21 protein-coding genes and 1 tRNA gene are annotated in these 22,817 nt (G+C 65.3%); 8 read left to right on the forward strand and 14 right to left on the reverse strand.

Translation table 11 applies throughout. The features are described from left to right. Window position 1 precedes the first annotated feature (1 nt). Complete coding sequence (locus tag ABSL23_RS10675) at window positions 2-802, forward strand: archaellin/type IV pilin N-terminal domain-containing protein (RefSeq protein ID WP_353633724.1); 801 nt, start codon at window positions 2-4, stop codon at window positions 800-802. 88 nt (window positions 803-890) lie between these two features. On the opposite strand, the gene ABSL23_RS10680 is transcribed toward ABSL23_RS10675, so the two are convergent. Then, window positions 891-1,556, reverse strand: coding sequence for a hypothetical protein (locus ABSL23_RS10680; protein WP_353633725.1), 666 nt, complete (start codon window positions 1,554-1,556; stop codon window positions 891-893). 144 nt (window positions 1,557-1,700) lie between these two features. Here ABSL23_RS10680 and ABSL23_RS10685 point away from each other — a divergent pair, with 144 nt between their 5' ends. Both ABSL23_RS10685 and cheF1 read left to right on the forward strand, forming a co-directional pair. Beyond that, window positions 1,701-2,921 (forward strand): HEAT repeat domain-containing protein, encoded by a 1,221-nt coding sequence (locus ABSL23_RS10685; protein WP_353633726.1) that lies wholly within the window; start codon window positions 1,701-1,703, stop codon window positions 2,919-2,921. A gap of 174 nt (window positions 2,922-3,095) precedes the next feature. Continuing rightward, entirely contained in the window at window positions 3,096-3,965 is an 870-nt protein-coding gene (gene cheF1 / locus ABSL23_RS10690; RefSeq protein WP_353633727.1) for a chemotaxis protein CheF1, read from the forward strand. Between the two features lie 45 nt (window positions 3,966-4,010). Here cheF1 and ABSL23_RS10695 read toward each other — a convergent pair whose 3' ends face one another. The 10 genes from ABSL23_RS10695 to ABSL23_RS10740 all read right to left on the reverse strand — a co-directional run bounded on the left by ABSL23_RS10695 (window position 4,011) and on the right by ABSL23_RS10740 (window position 12,718). Next, window positions 4,011-4,874: a CheF family chemotaxis protein gene (locus ABSL23_RS10695; RefSeq protein WP_353633728.1), complete on the reverse strand. Its 864-nt coding sequence runs from the start codon at window positions 4,872-4,874 to the stop codon at window positions 4,011-4,013. A gap of 63 nt (window positions 4,875-4,937) precedes the next feature. Then, window positions 4,938-5,741 carry a protein-glutamate O-methyltransferase CheR gene (locus ABSL23_RS10700; protein WP_353633729.1) on the reverse strand — a complete coding sequence of 268 codons (804 nt, stop codon included), beginning with the start codon at window positions 5,739-5,741 and terminating at the stop codon, window positions 4,938-4,940. Next, the gene (locus tag ABSL23_RS10705) at window positions 5,738-6,214 is read right to left on the reverse strand and encodes a chemotaxis protein CheD (RefSeq protein ID WP_353633730.1); all 477 of its coding nucleotides are present in this window, start codon (window positions 6,212-6,214) and stop codon (window positions 5,738-5,740) included. The genes ABSL23_RS10700 and ABSL23_RS10705 overlap by 4 nt, the downstream gene beginning before the upstream one ends. After that, window positions 6,211-7,374 (reverse strand): chemotaxis protein CheC, encoded by a 1,164-nt coding sequence (locus tag ABSL23_RS10710; RefSeq protein WP_353633731.1) that lies wholly within the window; start codon window positions 7,372-7,374, stop codon window positions 6,211-6,213. Before ABSL23_RS10710 ends, ABSL23_RS10705 begins: the two co-directional genes overlap by 4 nt. Next, complete coding sequence (locus ABSL23_RS10715; protein WP_059056589.1) at window positions 7,374-7,961, reverse strand: chemotaxis protein CheC; 588 nt, start codon at window positions 7,959-7,961, stop codon at window positions 7,374-7,376. Before ABSL23_RS10715 ends, ABSL23_RS10710 begins: the two co-directional genes overlap by 1 nt. Before the next feature lie 2 nt (window positions 7,962-7,963). Beyond that, window positions 7,964-10,000 (reverse strand): chemotaxis protein CheA, encoded by a 2,037-nt coding sequence (gene cheA / locus ABSL23_RS10720; protein ID WP_353633732.1) that lies wholly within the window; start codon window positions 9,998-10,000, stop codon window positions 7,964-7,966. Continuing rightward, window positions 10,001-11,047 (reverse strand): protein-glutamate methylesterase CheB, encoded by a 1,047-nt coding sequence (gene cheB / locus ABSL23_RS10725; protein WP_353633733.1) that lies wholly within the window; start codon window positions 11,045-11,047, stop codon window positions 10,001-10,003. It lies immediately after the preceding gene. Continuing rightward, window positions 11,044-11,406: a chemotaxis protein CheY gene (gene cheY / locus ABSL23_RS10730; RefSeq protein ID WP_059056592.1), complete on the reverse strand. Its 363-nt coding sequence runs from the start codon at window positions 11,404-11,406 to the stop codon at window positions 11,044-11,046. The genes cheB and cheY overlap by 4 nt, the downstream gene beginning before the upstream one ends. A 47-nt stretch (window positions 11,407-11,453) precedes the next feature. Further along, window positions 11,454-11,996: a chemotaxis protein CheW gene (locus ABSL23_RS10735; RefSeq protein WP_353633734.1), complete on the reverse strand. Its 543-nt coding sequence runs from the start codon at window positions 11,994-11,996 to the stop codon at window positions 11,454-11,456. A gap of 68 nt (window positions 11,997-12,064) precedes the next feature. Next, a complete protein-coding gene (locus ABSL23_RS10740; RefSeq protein WP_353633735.1) occupies window positions 12,065-12,718 on the reverse strand; it encodes a hypothetical protein in 654 nt (217 codons plus the stop codon). A 134-nt stretch (window positions 12,719-12,852) separates the two neighbouring features. Between ABSL23_RS10740 and ABSL23_RS10745 the strand changes: the two genes are divergently transcribed. Continuing rightward, on the forward strand, window positions 12,853-13,755 hold the full coding sequence (locus tag ABSL23_RS10745) for a hypothetical protein (protein WP_353633736.1): 903 nt from the start codon (window positions 12,853-12,855) through the stop codon (window positions 13,753-13,755). Here the strand turns inward: ABSL23_RS10745 and ABSL23_RS10750 are convergent. Then, window positions 13,742-16,042: a DEAD/DEAH box helicase gene (locus ABSL23_RS10750; RefSeq protein ID WP_353633737.1), complete on the reverse strand. Its 2,301-nt coding sequence runs from the start codon at window positions 16,040-16,042 to the stop codon at window positions 13,742-13,744. The genes ABSL23_RS10745 and ABSL23_RS10750 overlap by 14 nt on opposite strands. Before the next feature lie 104 nt (window positions 16,043-16,146). On the opposite strand from ABSL23_RS10750, the gene ABSL23_RS10755 reads away from it, so the two are divergent. From ABSL23_RS10755 to ABSL23_RS10765, 3 genes are all read left to right on the forward strand, one after another. Beyond that, window positions 16,147-17,244, forward strand: coding sequence for a pyridoxal phosphate-dependent aminotransferase (locus tag ABSL23_RS10755; protein WP_353633738.1), 1,098 nt, complete (start codon window positions 16,147-16,149; stop codon window positions 17,242-17,244). A 66-nt stretch (window positions 17,245-17,310) separates the two neighbouring features. Beyond that, entirely contained in the window at window positions 17,311-17,601 is a 291-nt protein-coding gene (locus ABSL23_RS10760; protein WP_353633739.1) for a PRC-barrel domain-containing protein, read from the forward strand. Between the two features lie 83 nt (window positions 17,602-17,684). Next, window positions 17,685-18,593: an AEC family transporter gene (locus ABSL23_RS10765; protein ID WP_353633740.1), complete on the forward strand. Its 909-nt coding sequence runs from the start codon at window positions 17,685-17,687 to the stop codon at window positions 18,591-18,593. Between the two features lie 11 nt (window positions 18,594-18,604). On the opposite strand, the gene ABSL23_RS10770 is transcribed toward ABSL23_RS10765, so the two are convergent. Next, on the reverse strand, window positions 18,605-20,062 hold the full coding sequence (locus tag ABSL23_RS10770) for a DHH family phosphoesterase (RefSeq protein ID WP_353633741.1): 1,458 nt from the start codon (window positions 20,060-20,062) through the stop codon (window positions 18,605-18,607). Between the two features lie 219 nt (window positions 20,063-20,281). Between ABSL23_RS10770 and ABSL23_RS10775 the strand changes: the two genes are divergently transcribed. Then, window positions 20,282-20,355: transfer RNA gene (locus ABSL23_RS10775), tRNA-Lys, on the forward strand. Between the two features lie 401 nt (window positions 20,356-20,756). Here ABSL23_RS10775 and ABSL23_RS10780 read toward each other — a convergent pair. Further along, entirely contained in the window at window positions 20,757-22,667 is a 1,911-nt protein-coding gene (locus tag ABSL23_RS10780) for a P-loop NTPase fold protein (protein WP_353633742.1), read from the reverse strand. Window positions 22,668-22,817 lie beyond the last annotated feature (150 nt).

Below are 22,817 nucleotides of genomic sequence, written 5' to 3' on the forward strand. Positions count from 1 at the left end.
AATGTTTGAATTCATCAACGACGAAGACGCCCGCGGTCAGGTGGGGATCGGGACGCTCATCGTGTTCATCGCGATGGTCCTAGTCGCCGCGATCGCCGCCGGCGTCCTCATCAACACCGCTGGTGTCCTCCAAACGCAGGCCGAGGACACCGGCCAAGACAGTACCGACCAGGTCGCAAACAACATCAACGTCATCGGCGCAGTCGGCGATATCGCGAACACGTCGGGAACAACGCAGATCGTCGCCAATACGACTGATCAGTCGACTGTTCAGAACTTCACGGACTTCAATAATACGACCGACACGCCGAAGGCCCACACTATCCGCCTGGCTGTTCAGAAGTCACCGGGAGCCAGCGACATTGACCTCTCGGGTCTGAGCATTCAGTACGTCGGCGGGGATTCCTTCGCGAACCTTGTCCACGCAAGTGAGGCTGAGGCACCAATTACCGTAGACAATTCTGGAAGCCCGGACCAAATCAAAGCAGACGGGAACGGTGAACCCGGTTACTTCGTCGGGAAGATTACTGCAGAAAGTGACGACACGGTGATGACCTCCGAAAGCGATCGCTATGAACTCATCATCCCGCTTCAGCAGGCCTACAATGATACTGGGGTCGGCCAGCCCGTTACTGCTGCCCTCAATTCCAGTGGAACGTACGACAACAGCCAGCTCGGGCTCCTCAGTGAGAGCGCAAACGTCGAACTAACGATTACGACGGAATCCGGTTCGCAGCGGTACGCAAACCTGCAGGTGCCTGACTCGCTCGTCGGTGACGAAGGCAGCACGGTTCAGCTGTAATAGGTTTCGGTCGACTTTCCGTTCCACTTTTTGCGCGCGTCAGTAACAGTCGAACAGCGACAGCAGAACCAGTTCCAAGCGAACGCCGCTACTCGGAGGTGTTCGTCGGGTCCGCAGTCGTAGAGTTGCTCGCACTCTCGTTTTCGAGCGCTTCGTCCGTGTAGGAGCTGCCGAATACGGTGTTCAGCGTCTCGTTGCCGTCCCACTCGCCGCTGTTGTACTTCTCGACCCACTCGCGGCGCACGAGGTAGCCGTCGGGCTGTTCGGCGGGCTCGCTGGGGTTCTCGATGTGAGCGTGGACGACGTCGGCTTCGTCGCCGCTTTGTGCGACGTACTCGGCGTACATGCGCACCATCTGTCCGACCTCTCGGACGTGCTGGCGTTGCGGGGGCACGTCTTCTACTTCGTCGGCGCGGGTCCGATACGAGACCCGGACCGCCGCCTCGTCGCGCTGGTAGACGAACTCGGTGACATCGAGGCGGGCGTTCTCCGCACCGCTGTTCTCGAGGATGTAATGGAGTTCCGCCAGCGACGCCGTGCCGTCCTCGTTCGGTTCCTCCGGTTCGACGGTCCGCGTCTGCTGGTCGCCGTCGTTCGAGCCGCCGAGCACGGCGTAGCCGACGCCGAGTACCGAGCCGAGACCGATGCCGGCGGCACCGACGACTATCGTCCGCCGGGACAGGCCGAGCGTCGAGTCGTCCCCGCCGTCGCTCCCGGGGGAGTCGTTCGGCGCCGAACCGTCGTCTTCACTCATGCGCCCGGGTAGGCGACTGCGGGTATATGTTCCTTGGGACCGCACTTCGTCGACCGGTCGGCGGTGACCGCGTGAGCCAGCGAACCAGACCGCGCTGGCGCCCACCAACACCGACTTATACGTTCTTGCCGTACCGGTGTGGTAGTGCCATCGCTGTACGGGCTCGAACGCTCTGGGGACGTCGAGAAGCTCGTCGAACTGCTGCGGGAGAGCGAGAAGGAGACAGTTCGGCGCCGCGCAGCCGAGATTCTCGGGAACCTCGACGAGCCGGAGTCGGAGGGGCTGGACGCGCTCGTGGAGGCGATGAGCGACGAGGACCCTACGGTCCGCGCGGCGGCCATCGACGCGCTCACGCAACAGGAGGCCGTGGAGGCCCTGATGGAGGGACTGGGGCAGTCCGTCCCGGAGTCGGGGGCGACGTGGGCGCAGGCGGAGGCGTTCGTGGAGAGCCTGGACGCCGACACCGTGGAGCTGCGGATGGCGTCGGCGAACGTGCTGGGGTTGCTCGGCGTCGAGGACGCGGCGAAGCCGCTCGCTCGGCGACTGCAGGCCGAACCCCACCCGGAGGTGCGCGCGCGGATTGCGCGCGCGCTCGGCCGCATCGAGGACCCGTCGGTCGCGGGCGTCCTCGTCGACCATCTGGAGGGACAGCCGCTGGGCGTGCGCCGGGAGGCCGCGGAGGCGCTCGGCCGGCTGAACGGCCCGACCGCCCTCCAAGGATTGTTGTCGGTCGTGGACGACGACAGCGAGGAGATGCGGCGGACCGCGGTGAGTTCGCTGGGGCAGTTCGAGAACGCCAAGCCCGTGGACGCGCTGGTCGAGCGGCTCGGCGACGAGAGCGACCTCGTGCGCCGGGCGGCGGTGTTCTCGCTCATCGAGATTCTGTCGAACGTGCCGCCGGACCGCAGTCACGAACTCCGCGAGACCATCGTCGACCGGATGGCCGCGCGCAGCGACGCCTCCATCGTGGCGTCGCTCGTGGAAATCATCGAGGAGGGCACCCAGATTCACCAGCGCCGGAACGCGGTGTGGATGCTCGGCCGCGTCGCGGGCGACAAGTCCACGAAGATGGACGCCGTCGAAGCGCTGCGGGACGTGCTCGGGGAGGACGACGACCTCATCTCGCAGTTCGCGGCGACGGGGCTGGCGGAAATCGGCGGGCGGATGGTCGAGACCGCGCTGCTGGAGGTCATCGAGACCGATGAGTACGGCGAGGACGCGGTCGCGATGGCGGCGTTCGCGCTCGGGAAGGTCGGCGGCGAGCGCTCGCGCAAGCGACTGGAGAAGCTCGTCGACGAGACGGAGAACGCGGAGGTGCGGCGGCGCGCGTTCTCCGCGATTTCGAAGCTCGGCGGCCACTCGTGACGAACGGGTGACGCGACCGACCCTCTCACGTGTCCCGATTTCAAATCCGAGAATCGCACGCAAAACGTTATATGCGCCAGCGGAATAAGTTCCGCAAGTAATGAGTACGGACGCGTCGGGCCGGCACGCAAACGACGGGGTTGGGACGCCCGCACGTCCGCACGGGGAGGCGGAATGAGCGAGTCCGAGTACAAGATTGCGGACGGCGCGGGGAAGTTCCTGCAGGCAGTCAAGGACGGCCGTCGAATGAAGGACGCGGAGTGGACGAACGGCCGCATCCTCCTGTCGAACAAGCGCGTCGTCCTCGCGGGAAACGACGGGAAGCGCAGCCTCCCGCTGTCGGAGGTGTCGGGGCTCAGCGGCCGCCACGACGTCAACCAGACGGTCGCGCAGGTCAGCGACTACGTGAGCATCCGGATGAGCTCCGAGAGCGTCGTGCTGGTCTCGATGGGGGAGAACACCGAACAGTTCGAGACCAAGCTCTACGGCGCGCTGCTCGACCAGACGGAGCTGCTCGTGAAACACCCCGCGGTGAAAGGCGGGGTCGTGCAGGACGAGTCCTTCGAGCGCGCGCGCATCAAGGTCGACGAGGACCAGTTGAGCGTCGCGATGCAGAGCGGGTCGTTCGTCTCCGTGGACTTAGACGACGTCGGCTCCGCGGAAGCTGCCTCGCTGGACGTGCAGGGCGAGAAGAGCCCCGTGCTGAAAGTCGAACACACCGTCGAGGACACGAGCGTGCAGACGTACTTCTCCAGCGACTCGCACACCTGCTCGATTCTGGAGTCGCTGCTGACGAAGGAAGCCGAGAAGAGCCAGGGCGCCGTCGACCTCTCGGAGACCGAGAAGCGCGTGCTGATGGCGCTGTACTCGGGGGTGTCGTCGTTCGAGATTCCGGACTTCCTCGGGATGGACGTCGACGAGGTCGAGTCCATCTTCGAGCGGCTCATCGAGGTGGACGTTCTCGAAGAGGTGCGCAAGCGCCGCGAGGTCACGATGAAGACGCGCGGCCGCAACATCGCCAGCGAAGCCATCAACGAGGAGTAGCGGCCAGTTCTGTGGCGAGTCGAGTGAGCGAGCCGGAGCGCCCGCTCACATGTTGACGTCTTCGATGTGCTCGCTGACGGCGGCCCGTCCCATTGACGTGAGGTGGACGCCGTCGTCGTCGCGGACGAGGTCCTTGTCGATGAGGTCGTTGAGGAACATCGTGAGCCGGCTGGCGTCGACGCCGAGGACGGTCGCGAGGTTGGCGTCCGGGCCGCTGGAGTAGATGGCGACCAGCGCCTCGATTTCCTCGCTGGTGAGTTCGACGTCCGCCAGCTCCTGCTTGAGGTGGGTGTACCGCAGGCGGATGAACCGCCCGAGGAGGTTCATCTTCCGCCCGGAGTCCAGCGCGAGTTCGGTCGTCACGGCGCCGGTCGTCCCCATGTGGCGCACGGAGAGCAGCGGGCGCGTGGTTCCGCCGAGTTCGCGCTCGACGCGCTCGAAGTGCGTGACCGTGGAGGCGTCGATTTCCGCGTCGGCGGCCCCGCGGAACTCGACGGTGCCGGGGGAGACGGACAGTTTCGCCGACTCGAAGGGCTGGTCGGTGACGCGGCCGCCGCGGCGCGCGGGGTGTTTGACGTGGACCTTCGAGCCGTTCAGCAGGCCCTTGAACACGAGGATGACGAACCGCTCGACGGTGTCGCCGGCGCCCTCGATGACGGCGACGTGGCGCTCGCCGTCGCGCTCGTAGGCGACGGTGACGGTGTCGTCGAAGAACTCCGCGAGGTCGCCCGGGGCGGCGTCGTGCTGGACGTCGAAGACGCCCTTGAGGGGGATGGTGGTGCGGTCGCTGTCCGTGGCGAGCACGATGCGGCGCTTGCTCATCACGACGCGCCCGCGCACGGGTTCGGCGTGCGTGGCCGTGTCGGGGATGAACGACGTGACGAAGTCCGCGATGGCTGATTCCGACATGACCCCCTCGTAGTTACCAGTAGTTGGTCAGTCAGGTAGAATAAGCGTTACTCCTCGCCGGAGTCACGCCTCGGGGAGCCGCCGGTAGATGCGGATGCGGGGGTCGGCGGCCTCGAAGCGCTCCTTGACGCCGCTGGGGAGCGTCTCCGTCTGCCCGAGCACGAGGTGGCCGCCCGGGCGCAGCGACGCGCTGACGGTGTCGAGGATGGGGCGCTTGTACTGCTTGTCGATGTAGATGCAGACGTTCCGGCAGCACACCAAGTCGAAGCCCGACTTGGGGTCGTCGGTGATGAGGTCGTGGCGCTCGAAGGTCACGAGGTCCTTGACGTGGTCGGCGACGACGAACCCCTCGTCGCCGCGCTGCTCGACGTACGCCATCGGGTCGTCGAGGAAGCCGAGCTGCTCGCGGATGTCCGCGGTGCGCGTGCTCTGGTAGAAGCCCTGCCGCGCGCGGTCGAGGGCGTCCTCGTCGATGTCGGTGGCGAGGATGTCCACGTCCCGCGGCGGGAGGCCGGCGTCGAGCGCGAGCATCGCCAGCGAGTACGGCTCGCGGCCGTCCGCGCACGCCGCCGACCAGATGGAGACCGACGACTGGTCGTCGCCGGTCTCTACGAGGACGTCTTCGAGCGCGGCCCACACTTTCCGGTCGCGGAAGAACTGCGTGACGTTGACGCTGAGGGTGTCCAGCAGCTCCGCGCGCTCGTCTGGGTCCTCGCGGAGCACGTCCAAGTATTCGGCGTAGGTGTCGGCGTCCCGGCGGCGCATCCGCGCGGAGACGCGGCGGTCGAGGTAGGCGTCGTCGTAGTAGCTGGTCGCGAACGTCGTCTCGCGCTCCACGAACGCCAGGAGGTCTTCGAAGTCTGTCAAATCACGTCCACCCCGTCCACGCGGTCTATCCGTACGTCACCGCTCGCCGGGGAAAAGGTCACCGACCGGCCCGTGCTGCCGCCGGTCTCGCTGGCGAGCAGGGGCACGCCGGCGTCGTCGAGCGCGCGCTCTGCGGCCTCGACGTTCCGGTCGCCGATGGCTTCGCCGACGGAGATGTCGAGCATCGCGGAGCCGCCGACCAGTTTCGCGGCGACGTTCTCGGGGTCGGCGCCGCGGCGGTACATCGCCGCGAGCATCTCGTCGAGCCCGGAGTCGACGTACTTCGCGGGGGTCTCCGCGGGCGACGGCGCGGCGGGCAACATCGCGTGCAGCAGCCCGCCGACCGACGCGTCCTCGTCGTACACCGCGACCGCGACGCAGGACCCGAGGCCGCTGGTGACGAGGCTGTCCTCGCCGTCGGTCACGCGCCAGTCGGCGACGCTCACGCGGGCCTTCCGCGGCTCGCTGCTCACGTCCCGTCACCCCCGTACTCCGGCGGGAAGTCGGGGTCGGCGTCGCCGGCGGAGAGCGTGCCCGCGATTTCCGCGACCGTGTCGGCGTCCTCCGGACTGGGGAACGCGCAGACGCGACACGTGAGGTCGTCGCTGAGCGCGACCGTGGCGTCCACGACGGCGACGGTGTCGGCGTGACGGCCGTAGGCCGCGGCCACCGTGTCCAGCACCGCGCGCCCGTCGTCGTGGACGTGCGACGGCGTGGAGACGTCGATGGTGGTGTCGAGGGCGTTCGCCCAGCCGTCGAGGACGCCGCTCGCCGTGACGTTCCCGAGTTCGGCGATTGCGCTCTCCGCGAGGTCGGCGTCCGGGTCCTCGCTGGGGACGAGCGCGTCCGCGACGGCGCCGGCCTCACTCTCGTCGAACAGCACCGCCAGCACCGTGCTCACGGGGCCGTCGGTCTCGAAGACCGCACCCTCGTAGGCGGCGTCGTCGAGCAGCGACGGCACGTCCTCGACGGGCACGAAGTCGAAGTGCGACTCCACGGCGTCGGGGTCGATGCCGGTCATCGCGGCGAGGTGGTCGGCGACCGCGTCCGCGCTCTGCGCGGTCAACTGCGCGTACGCGGCGAGCGCGTCCGGCGAGAGCGAGTCGTCGGCCGCGAGGTAATCGACGAACTCCTCGGGCGCGGGCAGCACCGCGAACCGGCAGACGCCGTCGACGCCCGCGAGGCCGATGCGGCTCTCGAAGACGAACGCGGCGCCGTCGGCGACCGCCACGTCACCGACGAGCGACTCGTCGTCGGCGGGCTCGGGCGGCTGGATGTCGATTGTGTCGTCGGCTTCCTCTGCCCAGCCGTCCACGAACCCGCTGGTGAGGATGTTCGCGACCTCGGGGAGCGCGCCGCCGCCCATCCCGGTCTCCTCGGCGACCCGGGCGGCGAACGGCTCGTCGAAGGAGACGAGCGCGCGGCCCGCGAGCGCGCCGTCGAACGGCACCGCGATGCGGGTCGCCGCGTCCCCGAGGAACGCCGACAGGCCGTCGGCGTCCACGAGCGTCGTCCGCGAGAGCTCGCAGTGCGCGGGGACGCCGGTCAGCGTCTCCAGCGCGTCGGCGGCGCGCCGGCCGCCCTCCGCGCCCGTGTGGCTGAACGACGCCAGCGAGTCGAGGTCGACGCGCATCAGATGCTGTTTATCATCGAGACGAACTCCTCGATGTCCGGGAACGAGTAAATCTTGGCCTCGATGTCCGCGTCGGGCGCCGACAGCGTGGCGTCAAACACCATCGCGATCTCGTGCTCGCCGGGGTCCACGCAGTGCGCGACGATGTCGTCGCCGGAGGCCCGGAAGAGGTTCGGCGTGGAGATGTCGATGGTGCGCCCGAGCACGTTCGCCCAGCCGTCGATGAACCCGCTGGTCATGATGTTGCCGACCTCCTGAATCGCGGAGCGCTCCATGTCGCTATACGCGCCGCCGTCGCTGTCGATGCCGCCCATCATCGTGGAGGCCACGCGGCGCGCGCTCGCGTCGTCGAACAGCACGAGCACGGAGCCGTAGGGCTTCTCGGTCAGCGGGACGTTGACGCCGACCTGCTTCTGGTTGCCGAGGTGGGCGCCGAGGTCCTCGACGTCGAGGACGTTGATCTTCGTGATCTCCATCTCCGTCTCGACGCCCGTGAGCTGGCTGAGGTTGTCCGCGACCGTCGAGGCGCCCTCGCGGGCGAGTTCGTTCACCGTCTGTAACCGCCGGATGTCTATCATCGTGCTCATGGTTAGAGAGTCGAGACGTCGAGGATGGTCACCACGTCGCCCTCGCCGAGGACCGCGGCGCCCGACAGGCCCGGAATCCCGGAGAGGATGCCCTCGAAGGGCTTGACGACGACCTCCTCTTGGCCGCGGACGTCGTCGCAGTGGACCGCGACCTGCCGTTCGGTGTCGCGGATGCGGACGAGCATCCCGTCGTCGTCGCGGGTGTCGCCGGGGACGTTCAGCGCGTCGCCGAGCCGCACGAGCGGGTAGACCGTCTCGTCGTAGGTGATGACTTCCTCGCCGTCGACGGTCTTCACCTGCTTCATCCGCGATATCTCGTCGACGGTCTTGATGGGGATGCCGTACTCTTCGCCGCCGCTCTCCACGAACAGCACCTTCACGATGGCGACCGTCACCGGGAGCGTCATCGTGAACGTCGTCCCCTCGCCGGGGACGCTGGAGACGGAGACGGAGCCGTCCAGCCGCGAGACCGTGTCGCGGACGACGTCCATCCCGACGCCGCGCCCGGAGACGTCGGTCACCTCGTCGTTCGTGGAGAACCCGGGGTGGAAGACGAGGTCCTCGACCTCCGCGTCGGTGAGCTCGTCGGCCTCCTCCCGGCTCATGATGTCCTTCTCGACGGCCTTCTCGCGGACGCGCTCGCGGTCGATGCCGCCGCCGTCGTCGCGCACTTGGATGATGACCTGGTCGCGGTTGCGCTCCGCGGACAGCGTCACCGTCCCCTCGGGGTCCTTGCCGTTGGCTTCCCGCACCTCCGGCGGCTCGATGCCGTGGTCGACGGCGTTGCGCAGCAGGTGCATCAGCGGGTCGCTGATCTCCGTGAGGATGGTGCGGTCGAGTTCCACGTCGTCGCCCTCCACGACGAACTCGATGTCCTTGTCCTGCTCGCGGGCGAGGTCGCGGACCAGCCGCGGGAACTTCCCGACGATCTTCTTCATCGGGACCAGCCGCATGTCCATCACGGTGTCCTGGAGGCTCCCGGAGATCTTGTCCAGCTCGTCGAGCTCGTCGTCGACCTGCCGGTCGCTGCCCTCCATGCCGCGCCGGAGCTTGATGCGCGTGGTCACGAGCTGTTCGACGAGCCCGTGGAGTTCGTCGAGCTGGTCGACGTCCACGCGCACGGACTGAATCTCGGTGTCCGTGGACGCCATCGCGGAGTCGCCGTCGTCGTCCGCTTCGCTGCCGTCGTCCGCTTCGCTGCCGTCGTCTGCGCTGGCTGCGCCTGCGGCTTCCTCGTCGCTCTCCGCGGGCTCCGGCTCGGCGCCGGCGTCGTCGGCGTCGCCGCTCTCCTCGGCCGCGGCGGCGTCGTCAGTGAGCTCCGTGACCGTGGCGTCGTCGAGTTTCGGGAACGAGTGGACGGTCGCGGCGACGTCGGCGACGTCGCTGGCGACCACGAGGTCGAAGCCGTCGTCGTAGTCGCCGTCGTTGATGGCGTCCGGGCTCGGCTCGGTGCCGAGGAGGTCGAACTCCTCTTGAGCGGCCTCCAGCACGAACATCCCGTCGACGCCCTTCATCTGGGAGTCGCCCATGTCCACGTGGACGTGGAAGACCCGCCGGTCGACGTCCGCGACCGTCTCCCGGTCAACGATTGCGAACGGGTCGGCGCCGGGCGCCGACGCGGCGTCCTCGGTGGCGTCCTCTGTCGCTTCGGCGGGTTCGTCGCCCGCCTCGTCGAGGACCGCGCGGACGGACTCGACGGTGTCCGAGACGTCCCGTTCGACTTCGCCGTTGGCCTCGATCTCGTCCAGACACGCCTCGATCTCGTCGACGCCCTCGAAGATGCGGTCCATCCGGTCGCCGGTCACGTCGAGGTCGCCCTGCCGCATCGCGTCCAGCAAGTCCTCGACGGCGTGAGCGAGTTCGCTGGCGTCCTCGAAGCCCATCGCGCCGAAGTTCCCCTTCAGCGTGTGGGCGGTCCGGAAGATGGCGTCCATCGCCTCCTCGTTGCCGGGGTCGGACTCCAGTTCCAGCAGCGCGTTGTTCAGATTCGTTACGTGTTCTTCGCCCTCGCGCACGAACGCTTCCAAGTAATCGTCCATTCAGGTACTCCTCCGTATCGAGTCGGTGATTGCTTCGGTGAGTCGGTCCGCCGGCAGCACCTCGTCCACGCAGCCGGTCTCGATGGCGCGCTCCGGGATGCCGAACACCGCGCTGGTCGCTTCGTCCTGTGCGAACGTCGCGCCGCCGGCGTCCTTGACCGCGCGGACGCCGTCGGCGCCGTCCGTGCCCATGCCGGTGAGTACGACGGCGACGAGCGGGTCCGTGATGTGTTCGGCCGCGGACTCCATCGTCACGTCGATGGCGGGCCGGACGCTGTGGCGGCGCTCGCTCTGGTCGAGGCGCACCCGCAGCCGGCCGTTCGAGTACCCCGACACCTGCATGTGGTAGTCGCCGCGCGCGACCAAGCCCTCGCCGCCGCTGATGCGGTCGCCGTCCGCGGCCTCCTTGACGTCGTACTCGCTGGTCTGGTCGAGCCGGTTGGCGAACCGCGACGTGAACTGGTCGGGCATGTGCTGGACTATCAGCACCCGGAAGTTCGCCTCCCGGGGGAGCGCGCTCAGAATCGACTCCACGACGTTCGGGCCGCCCGTGGACGCCCCGATGAGCAGCGTCGGGTTCTCGACGTACTCGGCGTCGGTCGCCGGCGTACTGGTCGTCGGCGCCGACTGCTGGACGTCGTGGCCCGCGGTCGGGTCCGCCGCGGCGACGTCCTCGACGGCGGCGACCAGCTCCTCGCTGTGGCCCGACAGCTCCGTCGAGATGGTGCCGCCGGGCTTCGCGAACGTGTCCACGGCGCCCTTCTCCATCGCTTCGAGGGTCGCGTCGGCGTCCTCGGTGGTCAGCGCGGACAGCATCAGAATCGGCGTCGGGTGGCGGTCCGTGATGGCCTCCACGGCCTCGATGCCGTTCATCTCCGGCATCTCCACGTCCATCGTCACCACGTCCGGGTCGAGCTCCTCGACCTTCTTGACGGCCTGCTTGCCGTTGGCCGCGGTGTCGACGACGTCGACGCCGCCGTTCTCCAAGATGTCGCTGATGACCGTCCGCATGAAGTGCGAGTCGTCGACCACCAGCGCCTTCGTCATGCCGCTAAGACGTCGGAGATGGCGTCCATGACGCTGGGTTTCTGGAATGGCTTCGTGATGTAGCCGTCCGCGCCGGCCTTGACGGCCTTCTTCATCTTCTCCTCCTGCCCGATGCTCGTGCACATGATGATGTGGGCGCTCGGGTCGTGGTTCTTGATTTCGGAGGTGGCCTCGATGCCGTCGCGAATCGGCATCACGATGTCCATCATCACGAGGTCGGGGTCGTACTCCTTGTACATCTCGACGGCCTCGACCCCGTTCTCGGCCTCGTCCGCGATTTCGAACTCCTCTTCGAGAATCTCGCGGAGCAAGTTCCGCATAAACTCCGAGTCGTCCACCAGTAGGACCTGCTTCGCCATGCTTCCCTCGTTTGGGGAAGGGGCTAATAAACCCTCCTCACCGATTATCAGTGCTGATTGTCCGCGTTTTCGGTGTCCGCGACAGCGTCGATCAACCGGTCGATATCCAGCCACAACACCAGGTCGACTTCAGCGTCCTCGATGTCCTCGTCCTCGTCCAACTCCTCGGCCAGTTTCCGGATGACGCCTTTCACGAGATCGCGCTCGACGGCCGCGGTGCCGATACGAGTCAGGTCGTCGCCCGTATCCACCTGCAGTTCGGGGTAGTCCGAGACCTCCGTCACTTCCGCGACCCGTAGCCCGATCTTCTGTTTGTCGTCGGCGCGGTCCAACACGAGAATATTATCGGACGCGAGGTCGCCCTCGATCGCGAGAAACTCCCGCGGGTCGACGATCGCCGTGGTCTCCCCACGGAGATCCATCACGCCCTCGACGGCGTCCGGGGCGCGCGGCACGCGGGTCACCTGCTTGGACTCGACGATGCTGTCGACGGCGTCGATGTCGATCGCACACACCTCGTTGCCGAGTTCGAACTCGACGACGTGCGCGGCCGTGTCCGTTTGTCGCTCGCCACCCTCTAAATTCATCATGGCTGTGAGAACAGGCGACCACCGATAAAACCCTTTCGTGGCGGTTATCAGCGCAGAAAAATGGACGCCTACCGGCGCTTCGGGAAAACGAGTCCGTCGTTGTCCGAGACGGTCTCCACGAGCTCCCGGATCGAATCGTCGGGGCCGAGATCGTTGGCGTTCAGGTAGTCGATCAGTCGCGACGTCGGATAGCGCGCCTGGACGCTGGACTCGGAGAGGAGGATGCCGAGCGCCTCGTCGACCGGCGTCCCCGCTGCGACCTGCTGGGCGTACCAGACGAGCAGGCCGTCGAACGCCGCGCCGATGTCGTCGGTCGCGAGCTGCTGGTGGTTGACGGAGTCGCCGGACTTGGCGGCGATGCGGTAGGCGTACTCGCTGTCGTGCTCGTCGAGCTCGTCGACGAGCCACCGCTTCACGTCCCTGCCCGTGAGTTCACGGTCCTCATCCGGGTCGTCCACCGGTTGCTGCTCGGATGCCTGTTCGGATCCCTGTTCGGCGTCGTCCGCGTCAGCCTGCGCGGGTTCACGCGCAGCATCGCTGTCACTCGTGTCGGCACCGCTGCTGTCGCTACCGTCGTCCGTCTCCGGAGCGTCTGGAGGGCCGTCGGGGCCGATGACGTACCGGTCCTCCCCGATCGACGCCACCTCCTCCCGGGCCTCGATGTCGAGCTCGTCCGGAGAGAGGACGGTTTCGTCGGCGTCCGAGTCGCCGGCTGGGGCCATACCGTAGGGTTAGCCGCGGACACGCTAAAGAGCTTTCGTGGGTGTTCGCCGCCACGCTCCCGTTGCGGCCGGCCGCGCGCCGGCCAACAGGTGTCGGCCGCCCATTTTTCGCAGCCCGGGTCGAACACGCAGCCATGTCCTGGTACGCCGTCGAGTCGCTGGACGAGGCGCTCGACGAGACGACGTCGCTGCTGGTGCCGTTCGACGCCGGCATTTGGGCGCGCCTCGCGGTCATCGCGCTGTTCGCCGGACTGACCCCACCACAGACGCCGACCGTCTCCATCGACGTGCCGCCACAGGCCATCGTCGAGTATGGAGACGCCGTCACGCGACCGGCGTTCGTCGCCGCGGCGCTCTCCGTGCTCGCGATCGCGGTCGTCGTCGTATTCGCGCTCGCCCTCATCGGGTCAGTCATGGAGTTCGTACTCGTGGACGCGCTCCGGTCGCGGAACGTCCGCCTTCTGGGGCCGTTCCGACGACGGCTCGGCCCGGGGCTGCGGCTGTTCGGCTTCCGCCTCCTCATCATAGCCGTCATGCTGCTCGCGGTCGCCGGCGTCGTCGTCCCCCTGGCACTTGTCGCGGCAACCGACGCTGTCCTCTGGTTGCTCGCGCTCGTCGTCACCGTCCCGCTGTTGCTCGTCGTTGGCGCAAGTACGGCGCTCATCGCGGAGTTCACCACCGCGTTCGTCGTCCCGCTGGTGGCCGAACACGGCGGCGGCATCCTCGACGGGTGGCGGCGCTTCTGGCCGACGCTGCGTGCGGACTGGCGCGAGTTCGGCGTGTACGTCCTCGTGAAACTCGTCCTCCTGGTCGGCGCCGGCGTCGTGTTCAGTCTCGTCGGTGCGATCGTCGCAATCCCCGTCGGCCTCGCGGTGTTCGGTGCGGCGCTTACGCCGGTCGCGCTCGTTGCCGTCGCGGTCGCGGCGCTGGTCGGGTTCATCGTACTCGCGGCCGTTAGCGTCCCCCTTGTGACTGGCCTACGCTACCACTCGCTGTGCACGCTCGCGGCCTCGGAGGCGGCGTTCACGCTCCGGTGAGCGCCGCCAGCAACTCGATCGCGAGCTGTTTGTCCAGCGGGTCGTTAGCGTTCCCGCACTGCGGGGACTGCACGCACGCCGGACAGCCCTCCGCGCAGGCGCAGGCTTCCAGCATCGCGAGCGTGCGCTCGGCGAGCTCCGAAACGGAGTCGAAGCCCGCGCGCACCAGCCCAACACCCCCGGGATAGCCATCATAAATAAAAATCGTCGGCCGGCCCGTGTGTGGGTGGACGGGCGTCGAGAGCCCGCCGATGTCGCCGCGGTCGCAGAGCAGCTCCGTGGGGAACATCGAGATCATCGCGTGCTCGGCGGCGTGAATCGCGCCCGGCAGGTCGCCCGCCGCACGCAACTCGGCTTCGATGTCGGCTGGCACCGTGTAGTAGAGCGCGCGCGTCTCCAGGGTCTGCTCGGGGAGGTCGAGGCTCACGGTCGCCTCCGACTCGCCGCGCTTGGCGTTGCGCCGCTCGTAGCCCGTCACTTGTTCGGTGAGCGTGACGTCCGCGAACCGGACGGCCACGTCGTCGCGGGCGAACGGCGCGCGCTCCTCGCGGTCCTCGCGGACTTGCATGTCCTTGTCCGTGAGGACGCGCGTGTAGTGGTCGGCGTACGTCGGCTGGAGATCCGCGATGTCGTTGCCGAGATCGAGGTCCACGACCTCGTAGCGCTGGCCCTGGTGGTGGTAGATGGCGCCGGGATGGGCATCCCGGAGCGCGTCCGAGAACTCCATCGTCGCAACCGTGTCGCCCGAGGGGTCCAGCAGCCGGACTTCGCGGTCGTCGATAGAGCGCAGGCTCATCTCGTGTTGGGGGCTGCCGTCGCCCGCGTACGTCCAGCGCGTCCCGTACCCCGTCTCGCGGCGTTCGAGCACGCCCCGGCTTTCGAGTGTTCGCACGCGCTCGGGGAACCGCGAGAAGTACCGGTCATCCTCGGGGGACAGCCAGTTCTCGCGGGCCGCGGACGCAATGTGTGGGTCGAGCAGGTGTTCGTTTGCGGGATCCACGATGGCGTCCTCGGGATCCTCGGAGAATAGCTCCTCGGGGTGGTTCATCACGTACTGGTCGAGCTGGTCCTCGCCAGCGACGAGCGCGACGGCGGCGGGGTCAGTCCCACGCCCGGCGCGGCCCGCGCGCTGGAACGTGTTCATCTGCGTGCCCGGGTAGCCGTCCAGCAACACGGCGTCGAGGCCGCCAACGTCCACGCCGAGCTCGAGCGCGCTCGTGCTCCAGACGCCGCGCAGGCTGCCGTCGTGGAGGCCGGCTTCGAGGCTGCGGCGGCGGTCGTCCGTCAGCGTGGCTTGGTAGGCCGCAATCTCGTCGGCGAGGTCGTGTTCACCGCGGTCGCGAAGGTCGTCGGCGGTGCCAGTGGCGTTGCGCTCGGCGCCCTGCCGGGAGCGCGTGAACGCCAGCGTCTGGTGGCCGCGCATCACGAAGTCCGCCATCAGGTGTCGCGTCTCGACGTGCGAGGAGCGCCGCCGCCCCTCACCGCCGGCTTCCTCGGGCGGATTCCACAACAGCCAGTGCCGCGGGCCGCGCTCGCTGGTGTCCTCGTCGACGAGCGCGAACCCGGACTCGGGCTTGCCCGTCACGCGCGCCGCGTGCTCGACGGGATTGCCGATGGTCGCCGAACAACAGACGAAGTCGGGGGCGGAATCGAATCGCTCGCAGACTCGGCGGAGGCGCCGCAAGACGTGCGCGACGTGGCCGCCGAAGACGCCGCGGTACTCGTGGACCTCGTCGAGCACCACGGTCTCCAGCCCCGAGAAGAACCACTCCCAGAGCCGGTGGCCGTGCGGGAGCAGCGCGTAATGCAGCATCTCGGGGTTCGTCAGCAGGACGGTCGGCCGACGATCCCGCACGGCCTGTTTCTCCGAGCGGGAGAGCCGGCCCGTGTACGTATCGACCTGCACGCGGCTCCCGAACCCGAGGTCGCTGGCGAGCTCGGAGAGCGTCTCTTCTTGGTCGGCGACGAGCGCGTTCTGCGGCGCGACGTAGAGCGTGCGGCCGCCGTGGTCCATCGCGCGCTCGAATGCCGGCACCGTGTACGCGAGACTCTTCCCGCTCGCGGTCGGCGTCGCGACCACCACGTCGTCGCCATCCCTGACCGCGTCGATGGCGTCGGCCTGATGCTCGTAGAGCGCGTCGATGCCGCGGTCCGCGAGCGCGGATTCGAGCCGGGATTCGAGGTCGACGTCCCGCGTGCTCGCGTCGCGGCCAGGGAGCGTGCGCTCGTCGACCAGCTGGCCGTCGTAGTGCGGGCGGTCCCGGAGCCAGTCGGCGAGGTCGTCCACGCCCCCGAGTCGGGGTTGGGCGGCCTAACGGTTTCCGGTCGTGGCACTCGCCGTGGTGGCCGCGAGCGATAACTACTTTCCCACCAGAGGCCGGAGTCGGGGATATGTTCCCGCGGCTGGAGTACCTCGAATGGATTTCCGGACGTCCCGAGGTTGCGCTGTACGACCTCGCGTCCAGCGACCTGCGCGGCGACCGCGACCACGAACCCGAGGCCGTCCCCGAGCCGCTGGACGGCCTCGACGACCCACCGAGGGGCGCGACGCTCGAAACCCAGATTGCCGGCGAGTACGGCGTCGAACCCGAGCAGGTGCTGGTGACGCCGGGCGCGACGATGGCGAACGTCGTCGCTGCGGCGACCACGCTCGGCCTCGACCCCGACACGGAACCCGAAGAGAAACAGCGCGTGCTCGTGGAGAAACCGAGCTACGAGCCGCTCGTGAAGACGCCCGACGCGCTCGGCGCGGAAGTCGACCGGTTCCTCCGCGGCGACGTCTACCGGCTGGACGTCGAGCGCGCGGAGAAGGCGCTCACCGATCACACGGAACTCGTCACGGTAACCAACCGCCACAACCCCAGCGGTTCGCTGGCCGACCGTGAGACGCTCGCGGACCTCGCGGCCGTCACCAGCGACGCTGGCGCGCGCTTGCTCGTCGACGAGGTGTACGCGCCGTACGTCACCGACCCCCGGGACGGCCCGTTCGGCGGCCCGACCGCAGTCGGCCTCGACGACACCGTCGTCACGAGCTCGCTGACGAAGTTCTTCGGGCTGGACGACCTCCGCATCGGCTGGCTCGTCGCGGACCGCGAGTTCGTCGAGCGCGCACGCTCCGTATCGATGCACTTCCTCGGCGTCGCGGACACCAGTCGCGCGCTCGGCCGGCGCGCACTCCACAACAAAGCCCACCTCGCGGAGCGCTCGCGGACGCTGCTCGCGGAGAACACCGAACTGTTCGAGGCGTTCCTCGCGGAGCGCGACGACGTGACGGGGTTCCTCGCGGAAGGCTCGACGTTCGCGTTCCTCGCCCCCGACAACGTCGACGGCAACGAGCTTGCGGCCGCCGCGTGGGAGGAAGGCGTGCTGGTCGTCCCCGGGCGGTTCTTCAGTGATGACGACCGCATCCGTGTGAGCCTCGGGCGCAACCCCAGCGAAGTCGCGCCCGCTCTCGACGCACTCGGCGCGGTGCTCGACCAGTTCCAGTAGCCGCGTCGGACGCCCGTAGGACGCAAGCCTCGAAGACTTATGGGGCACCACGACATTCACCACGACATGGACTCCGAAGCAGACGAAATCACCTCGCTCGTCGGCCGCGAGGTGTACTCGAACAACGGCGTCTTCGTCGGGGAAGTCGAAGACGTCCGCCTGGACCTCGACACGGAAGTGGTGAACGGCCTCGCGCTCAGCGAGCTCAACGCCCAGCTGTTCGCAGACACCGAGACTGGGAAGAAAGGCGTCATCATCCCGTATCGGTGGGTGCGTGCAGTCGGCGACGTGGTCCTCATCAACGACGTTATCGAGCGCTACGAGAGCCCCAACGAAGACACCGAACTCGCCGTCTAGCCGTTCCAGCGGCCCACCTCTGCCTACTCGCAACGGCGTCCTGAGACGAATCGCGTAAGGCCCCGCATCCGTTCAGCGGAGATATGGAAGTCGTTGGCCGGTTGCTCGCGTTGCTGGGCTTGCTGCTCGTCGGGACAGGGCTGCGGCTCGCACGTGTCCTCGACGCCACCCGCACCGAGTGGCTCAACGACGCCGCGTACTACGTCGCGCTGCCCGCACTCGTGTTCGTGTCGACGTACGACCGCGACGTCGCCGAACTCGTCTCTCCCGCTCTCTTCGGTGGCGTCCTGTTCGTGCTGTTCGCGACTGCCGCGGTCGCCTGGCTTGTCCACCGAAACCAGTCCGAGCGCCGCCGCCGGAGCGTGGCGGTCACGCAGTCCTATCACTCGAATCTGGGCTATCTCGGACTGCCGCTGGTCGCTGCGACGTTCAGCGACGACGTGACCGCTATCGCGAGCGTCGTGCTCGGCGTCGGCTCGCTGGTGCAGGTGCCGCTGACGGTGTTCGTCCTCACGACCGTCAGCGATGCCGACGCCTCGCTCGCCGAGGAAGTCGCGAAACTCGCGCGCAATCCCGTACTGCTCGCGCTGGTCGGCGGCTTGGTCGTCGGCTCGGTCGGCCTCACGCTGCCCACGCCCGCGACTGCGGGACTGGAGTTGTTGGGAACGCTGGCGCTCCCCATCGCACTCCTCTGCGTTGGCGCGTCCCTGGACATCGACTTGCCGAACGTCGACGTGGGGGCAACGGGCGCCGTCGTCGCACTCAAAATCGTGCTGATGCCCGCGATCGCGTGGGCGACCTTCTCGCTGCTGGGCGTCGACACCGCGACGTTCACCGCCGCTGTCGTGATGCTCGGCACGCCGACCGCCGTCTCAACCTACGTGTTCGCGAACGAACTCGGCGGCGACGAAGCATTCGCGTCCCTGAACGTCTTTGTGACGACGCTGGCGTCGGTCGGGTCGCTGTTCGTCCTCATCAAAGCCGTCGGTTAACGCCGCCAGAACTAGTTGCCGTTCGACCCGCTGGAGCTCTCGGACTCGACGCCCATCGCGTCGAAGAGCTTCTGCGTGACTGCTTCCTCAGTCAGTGACAGCAGCGTCTCGCGGTTCTCCTCGGTGGCCTCGATGCCCGTGAAGATGCCGAGCGGGATCTCCGCGGAGGCCTGCGTGGAGTGGCCGGCCGCCTCGCCGATGTTCTCGAAGGCGTCACTGAGCACGCGGCCGATGTTCAGCCGGATGTCCTTCGAGCGCGCCGCCAGGTAGATGGTGTCCTCGACGATGCCGAAGACCGCGGTCGTCGTAATCCCTTCCAGGTTCAACAGCTGGGACGCCGCTTGCGCGAGCGCGTCCCGATCGCTGATGAACCCCGCGTTCGAGACGAGATGGCTCCCCTGGACTTCGCGGTTGGCGATGGCTTCCGCGAGCACGTCCAGCGTCTCCGGGCTCATGTTCGGCGACTCCACCTGCTCGAGGGTGTCGTGGTCCGCGAACGGGTAGAGGTACGCCGCCGCGGTGAGGTCCGCGGGCGTCGTGTCCCGGCGGAAGTCCAGCGTCTCCGCGCGAATCCCGTACAGCAGGGCAGTCGCGACCTCCTGGCTCACGGAGAGGTCGAACTCCTGGATGTACTTCGTGAGGATGGTCGAGGTCGCGGAGACGTTCGGGCGCACGTCCGCGAACTCCGCGTCGAACTCCTCGTCGACCTCGTAGTGGTCGAGGAAGATGTCGACCTCGCGGTCCAGCGACACCTCGCCGGCCTTCGCCGGGTCGACGAGCGCGACCGTGTCGTAGTCGTCGATGTCAACGTCAGCGTACGGCGTCAACTCGATGTCCAGCAGGTTCACGAACGCGCGGTTCTCCTGGTGGCCGATGTCCCCGAAGTAGAGGATGTCCGCCTCGACGCCGAGGTGGTCGGCGATGGCGTTCAGCGCGGCCGCCGCGGCGATGGAGTCCGGGTCCGGGTTGTCGTGGGTGACGATGGCCAGCCGGTTCTCCGTGCCCTCGATGACGTCCGCGAGCTGGCGGGCCTTGTACTCCAGTTCGCCGGACTCCAGCGCGCGCAGCGCCGCGTCCGCGATGACCGACGACGGATTGATGACGACGTCCGCGCCCAGCTCCGTGAGCTCGTCGCTGGTCACGGGGTCGCTGGCGCGCACGACGACGAACTGCTCGTCGTTGCGCTCGCGGATGTTCGCGACCGCGGCCTCGTTCGCTTCGACGTCCGACGCCATGATGAGGACGACGTCGCGGTCCGCGACCAGTCCCGCGACCTCCTCGTCGCGGATGTCCGCGACCTGCGCGTTCAAGTCCTGGTCGCGCAACGCCTCTACGCGGGCCTCGTCACGGTCCACAATGAGGACGTCTTTACCTCGTTCGACCAACTCCTCGGCGACGGCGTGGCCGACGCTCCCGCAGCCAAGGATGGCGTACGTGGACATCGAGGAGATGGTTGCCCGGCTGCTCATGATGTCCACGGTTACCGGCGGCCGTCACTTAACCTTCCCGACCTGCCGCCAGCCCACCGGGGATTCCGGCCGCGGAGTGGCTCACCGCCGTGTTTTCCGCGGTCGGTTTCGCGGCGCGACGCGGACCCCGGTCGACCGGTCGAATCCGGATGCAGTCGCGGGACTGTCGTCGCGAATCAGAACGTATTTGAGTCACAGCGTCGAACGATAGGATGCGTTGGGCCGGTAGCTCAGTTTGGCAGAGCGACGGACTCTTAATCCGTCGGTCGCGTGTTCAAATCGCGCCCGGCCCGCTAACTCTCGTACGCTTCTGGAGCCCCATAATCGCCCGCAAGCGGCGGTATCGGATTCAAAATAGCGTTTTCTCGCTGCGAATTCGCTTTCTGATGTTGGGCGGGTCAGAGCTATCCTGTGATTAGGAGGAGTACAAATTACGTTTTGGGTCCCTGCGTTCCGCGCGCACGCGTTCTTGGGCATCTGTTCCGTTATCAGCCGGTGTACGGTGCGGACTACCGAAACAGCCTGCGAGAGAGGTAATGATGAGGCTTTCCGCCGAGAGTAAGGGAATCACGTCTTGTAGAGGTTATATACCTGATTACAGAAGGTAAGAAGCCTTGTGAGAATGTTGTTATTTGGCGCGGTAGTGGTTGGAACGGCCATTAGCTCCACTTACCAAACCACAAATATCGTGACTTCAATTAGATAGGGTATCTACGTCCATTTCTTGGAATAGTTGCACGATTTCTGAGTCTAGATTGAGCTTGAATCTTCTCGGTCTCGTGGACTCACTTTCCTCCACTATATTCGATTCCAGGAATGCTGCTAAGTTCCGATTAATGGTCATTCGGGAAACATCAGCTTCTTCTGCGAGTTCCCGTTGTGTAAACCATTCATTCGGATTATTAAGGAGAACTTCAATCATCTTGCTTCGGCTTGGCTTACCGAACAACTTTGAGAGATTTGGTGTATTGAAATCAGTTAACGGAATTTGTGGTTCGTCGGATTCACTAGATGTCTCACCCCCTCGATCTAATGGTGGTGCAACTTGAATTAGTCTCAGGAAATCCTCTCCTCGTAGTTCCATCTCGACATCCTCATTCTGGGATTCATAGGCAAGTAAAGTAAGGAGTGAATCAGAATCAGTCCAGAGTCCGGCTAGTTCAGAGAGTTCATTTTCCGCTTTTTCGCCAGTAGCATACTCGGTCAGTTCAGTTAATACAGTCGGGTTTCGGCGTGATACTGATGAAAGTCGAGGCCACTGGATCCTTAAGACAACAAATTTTGCTAATTGTTCTAACGTTACTCCCTCTTCTGAATTTTCATCAATCGCTAAAACCGATTCTTGGTTAGCTAGAATTGCCTGAAGTCGATAGACGTTCCCGAACTTCTTAATTCGTCGAGGGTTATTGTTTAGGACCGGTGAGATCATCTGACTTACCCGTTCGAGCGTTTCTGAATTTCTCGTGAAGAGCGCAGTCTCTATAATTGGTTCAAGGGATTTCTCCGATCCTGATTGATTAGTTGACTCCTCTTGGTCGGGCCGAAGAAGATCCCGAGTGTCTTCTTCCTTTGGACGGGGTAGATTTAGCGGAAGTTGGATGAATTTCTCCAGATATCGATAACCAAAGTCCAAGCCAGTATTAGATATTCTCTCTCCTTCTTCACCCTCGCTGGGGTCTGTTGAGGAGTTAGAAAGATACGGCAATATTGCTTCATTCTCTGCGGCGATACCTGCTGCAATCTTTTGACGGTCCAAGCCCAAAACGAAAATCAACTGAGGATGGCTTTCCAATAGGTGATTTATCGATTGCATTAAATTGGCAGCCTTTGGAATTTGGCACCGGTCTAAATCATCAATAAATACGAATACAGGCTCTTCATCTGTGTATGAGTCAACTATTCGTTTGAAATCCTCATGGAATTCGGAAACGAAAGTTCTCCTTGCTTCATAGTTCGGCTTTTGTAGATACTCGTCAAAATCAACTCGAATCGGATTCATCAACCGGCTGGTTACTCGGTTACCAAGTGTTAGCAGTGCTACACCAGATACAGCGGCGCCACTACTACCTAATATCCACTTTAATATCCCATTTTGCGACGAGTCTGCCAGTAAAGACGGGCCATGAAAGTAGAGTATAACCGGAAAAGCAAGTAATCCAAATGCCAATATAGTTAATAATAAAATATTTCTGCTAGTCTCCCAGATATTCTTTCCTAAATCTAGCCGAAGACGAAACAGACGAAGCCCAGCTCGAATATTATCTAATTTTGACTGTTGGTCGGACTGTCTTATCTGCCTGAAAAATTCAAGCACGAATGTTGCCCAAAGTGTTTCATCTGCTTCGTGCCTCCAGGGATTGAATTCGACTGTTCGATAATCATCGTCATCGAGCTTTTTCCGAAGTTGACGCATAAATGATGATTTCCCTTGCCCCCACTTTCCTTCAACAGAGACTGTTAGTGGAGGCTCAGTTGTCTCATGTGTGAGCAGAAGTTTTAGGGCATCCGAATAGGGCCCAAATCCGATAGTATCTTGAGTAGTTGGTTGGTCAGAAGAAATTCCTACAGATAGGTCATCTCCAGACTTCTTCTGTCCATCAGTCATCGGTCAACTGGTTAACAGTCATTAGTGAAAAATACACCGAATATATAACAGCACATATTCAATTAGCCATTCCAAAATTTGAGGAGATAGTTCAAAGGATTCCTAGATGTTATAGAGACCCTCGGCAGCGTTCCATGGCCTCCGCATCTG

The sequence above is a fragment of the Halobacterium sp. NMX12-1 genome, assembly GCF_040435975.1.
GTDB lineage: Archaea > Halobacteriota > Halobacteria > Halobacteriales > Halobacteriaceae > Halobacterium > Halobacterium hubeiense.

Bases quoted from the DNA above. Each gene is read 5' to 3' on its own strand.
- ABSL23_RS10770 (WP_353633741.1), bottom strand. From the start codon at position 20,062: ATGAGCAGCCGGGCAACCATCTCCTCGATGTCCACGTACGCCATCCTT.
- ABSL23_RS10760 (WP_353633739.1), top strand. From the start codon at position 17,311: ATGGACTCCGAAGCAGACGAAATCACCTCGCTCGTCGGCCGCGAGGTG.
- ABSL23_RS10780 (WP_353633742.1), bottom strand. From the start codon at position 22,667: ATGACTGATGGACAGAAGAAGTCTGGAGATGACCTATCTGTAGGAATT.
- cheF1 (WP_353633727.1), top strand. From the start codon at position 3,096: ATGAGCGAGTCCGAGTACAAGATTGCGGACGGCGCGGGGAAGTTCCTG.
- ABSL23_RS10675 (WP_353633724.1), top strand. From the start codon at position 2: ATGTTTGAATTCATCAACGACGAAGACGCCCGCGGTCAGGTGGGGATC.
- cheY (WP_059056592.1), bottom strand. From the start codon at position 11,406: ATGGCGAAGCAGGTCCTACTGGTGGACGACTCGGAGTTTATGCGGAAC.
- ABSL23_RS10735 (WP_353633734.1), bottom strand. From the start codon at position 11,996: ATGATGAATTTAGAGGGTGGCGAGCGACAAACGGACACGGCCGCGCAC.
- ABSL23_RS10680 (WP_353633725.1), bottom strand. From the start codon at position 1,556: ATGAGTGAAGACGACGGTTCGGCGCCGAACGACTCCCCCGGGAGCGAC.
- ABSL23_RS10740 (WP_353633735.1), bottom strand. From the start codon at position 12,718: ATGGCCCCAGCCGGCGACTCGGACGCCGACGAAACCGTCCTCTCTCCG.
- ABSL23_RS10695 (WP_353633728.1), bottom strand. From the start codon at position 4,874: ATGTCGGAATCAGCCATCGCGGACTTCGTCACGTCGTTCATCCCCGAC.
- ABSL23_RS10715 (WP_059056589.1), bottom strand. From the start codon at position 7,961: ATGAGCACGATGATAGACATCCGGCGGTTACAGACGGTGAACGAACTC.
- cheA (WP_353633732.1), bottom strand. From the start codon at position 10,000: ATGGACGATTACTTGGAAGCGTTCGTGCGCGAGGGCGAAGAACACGTA.
- ABSL23_RS10765 (WP_353633740.1), top strand. From the start codon at position 17,685: ATGGAAGTCGTTGGCCGGTTGCTCGCGTTGCTGGGCTTGCTGCTCGTC.
- cheB (WP_353633733.1), bottom strand. From the start codon at position 11,047: ATGACGAAGGCGCTGGTGGTCGACGACTCGCACTTCATGCGGACGGTC.
- ABSL23_RS10710 (WP_353633731.1), bottom strand. From the start codon at position 7,374: ATGCGCGTCGACCTCGACTCGCTGGCGTCGTTCAGCCACACGGGCGCG.
- ABSL23_RS10745 (WP_353633736.1), top strand. From the start codon at position 12,853: ATGTCCTGGTACGCCGTCGAGTCGCTGGACGAGGCGCTCGACGAGACG.
- ABSL23_RS10755 (WP_353633738.1), top strand. From the start codon at position 16,147: ATGTTCCCGCGGCTGGAGTACCTCGAATGGATTTCCGGACGTCCCGAG.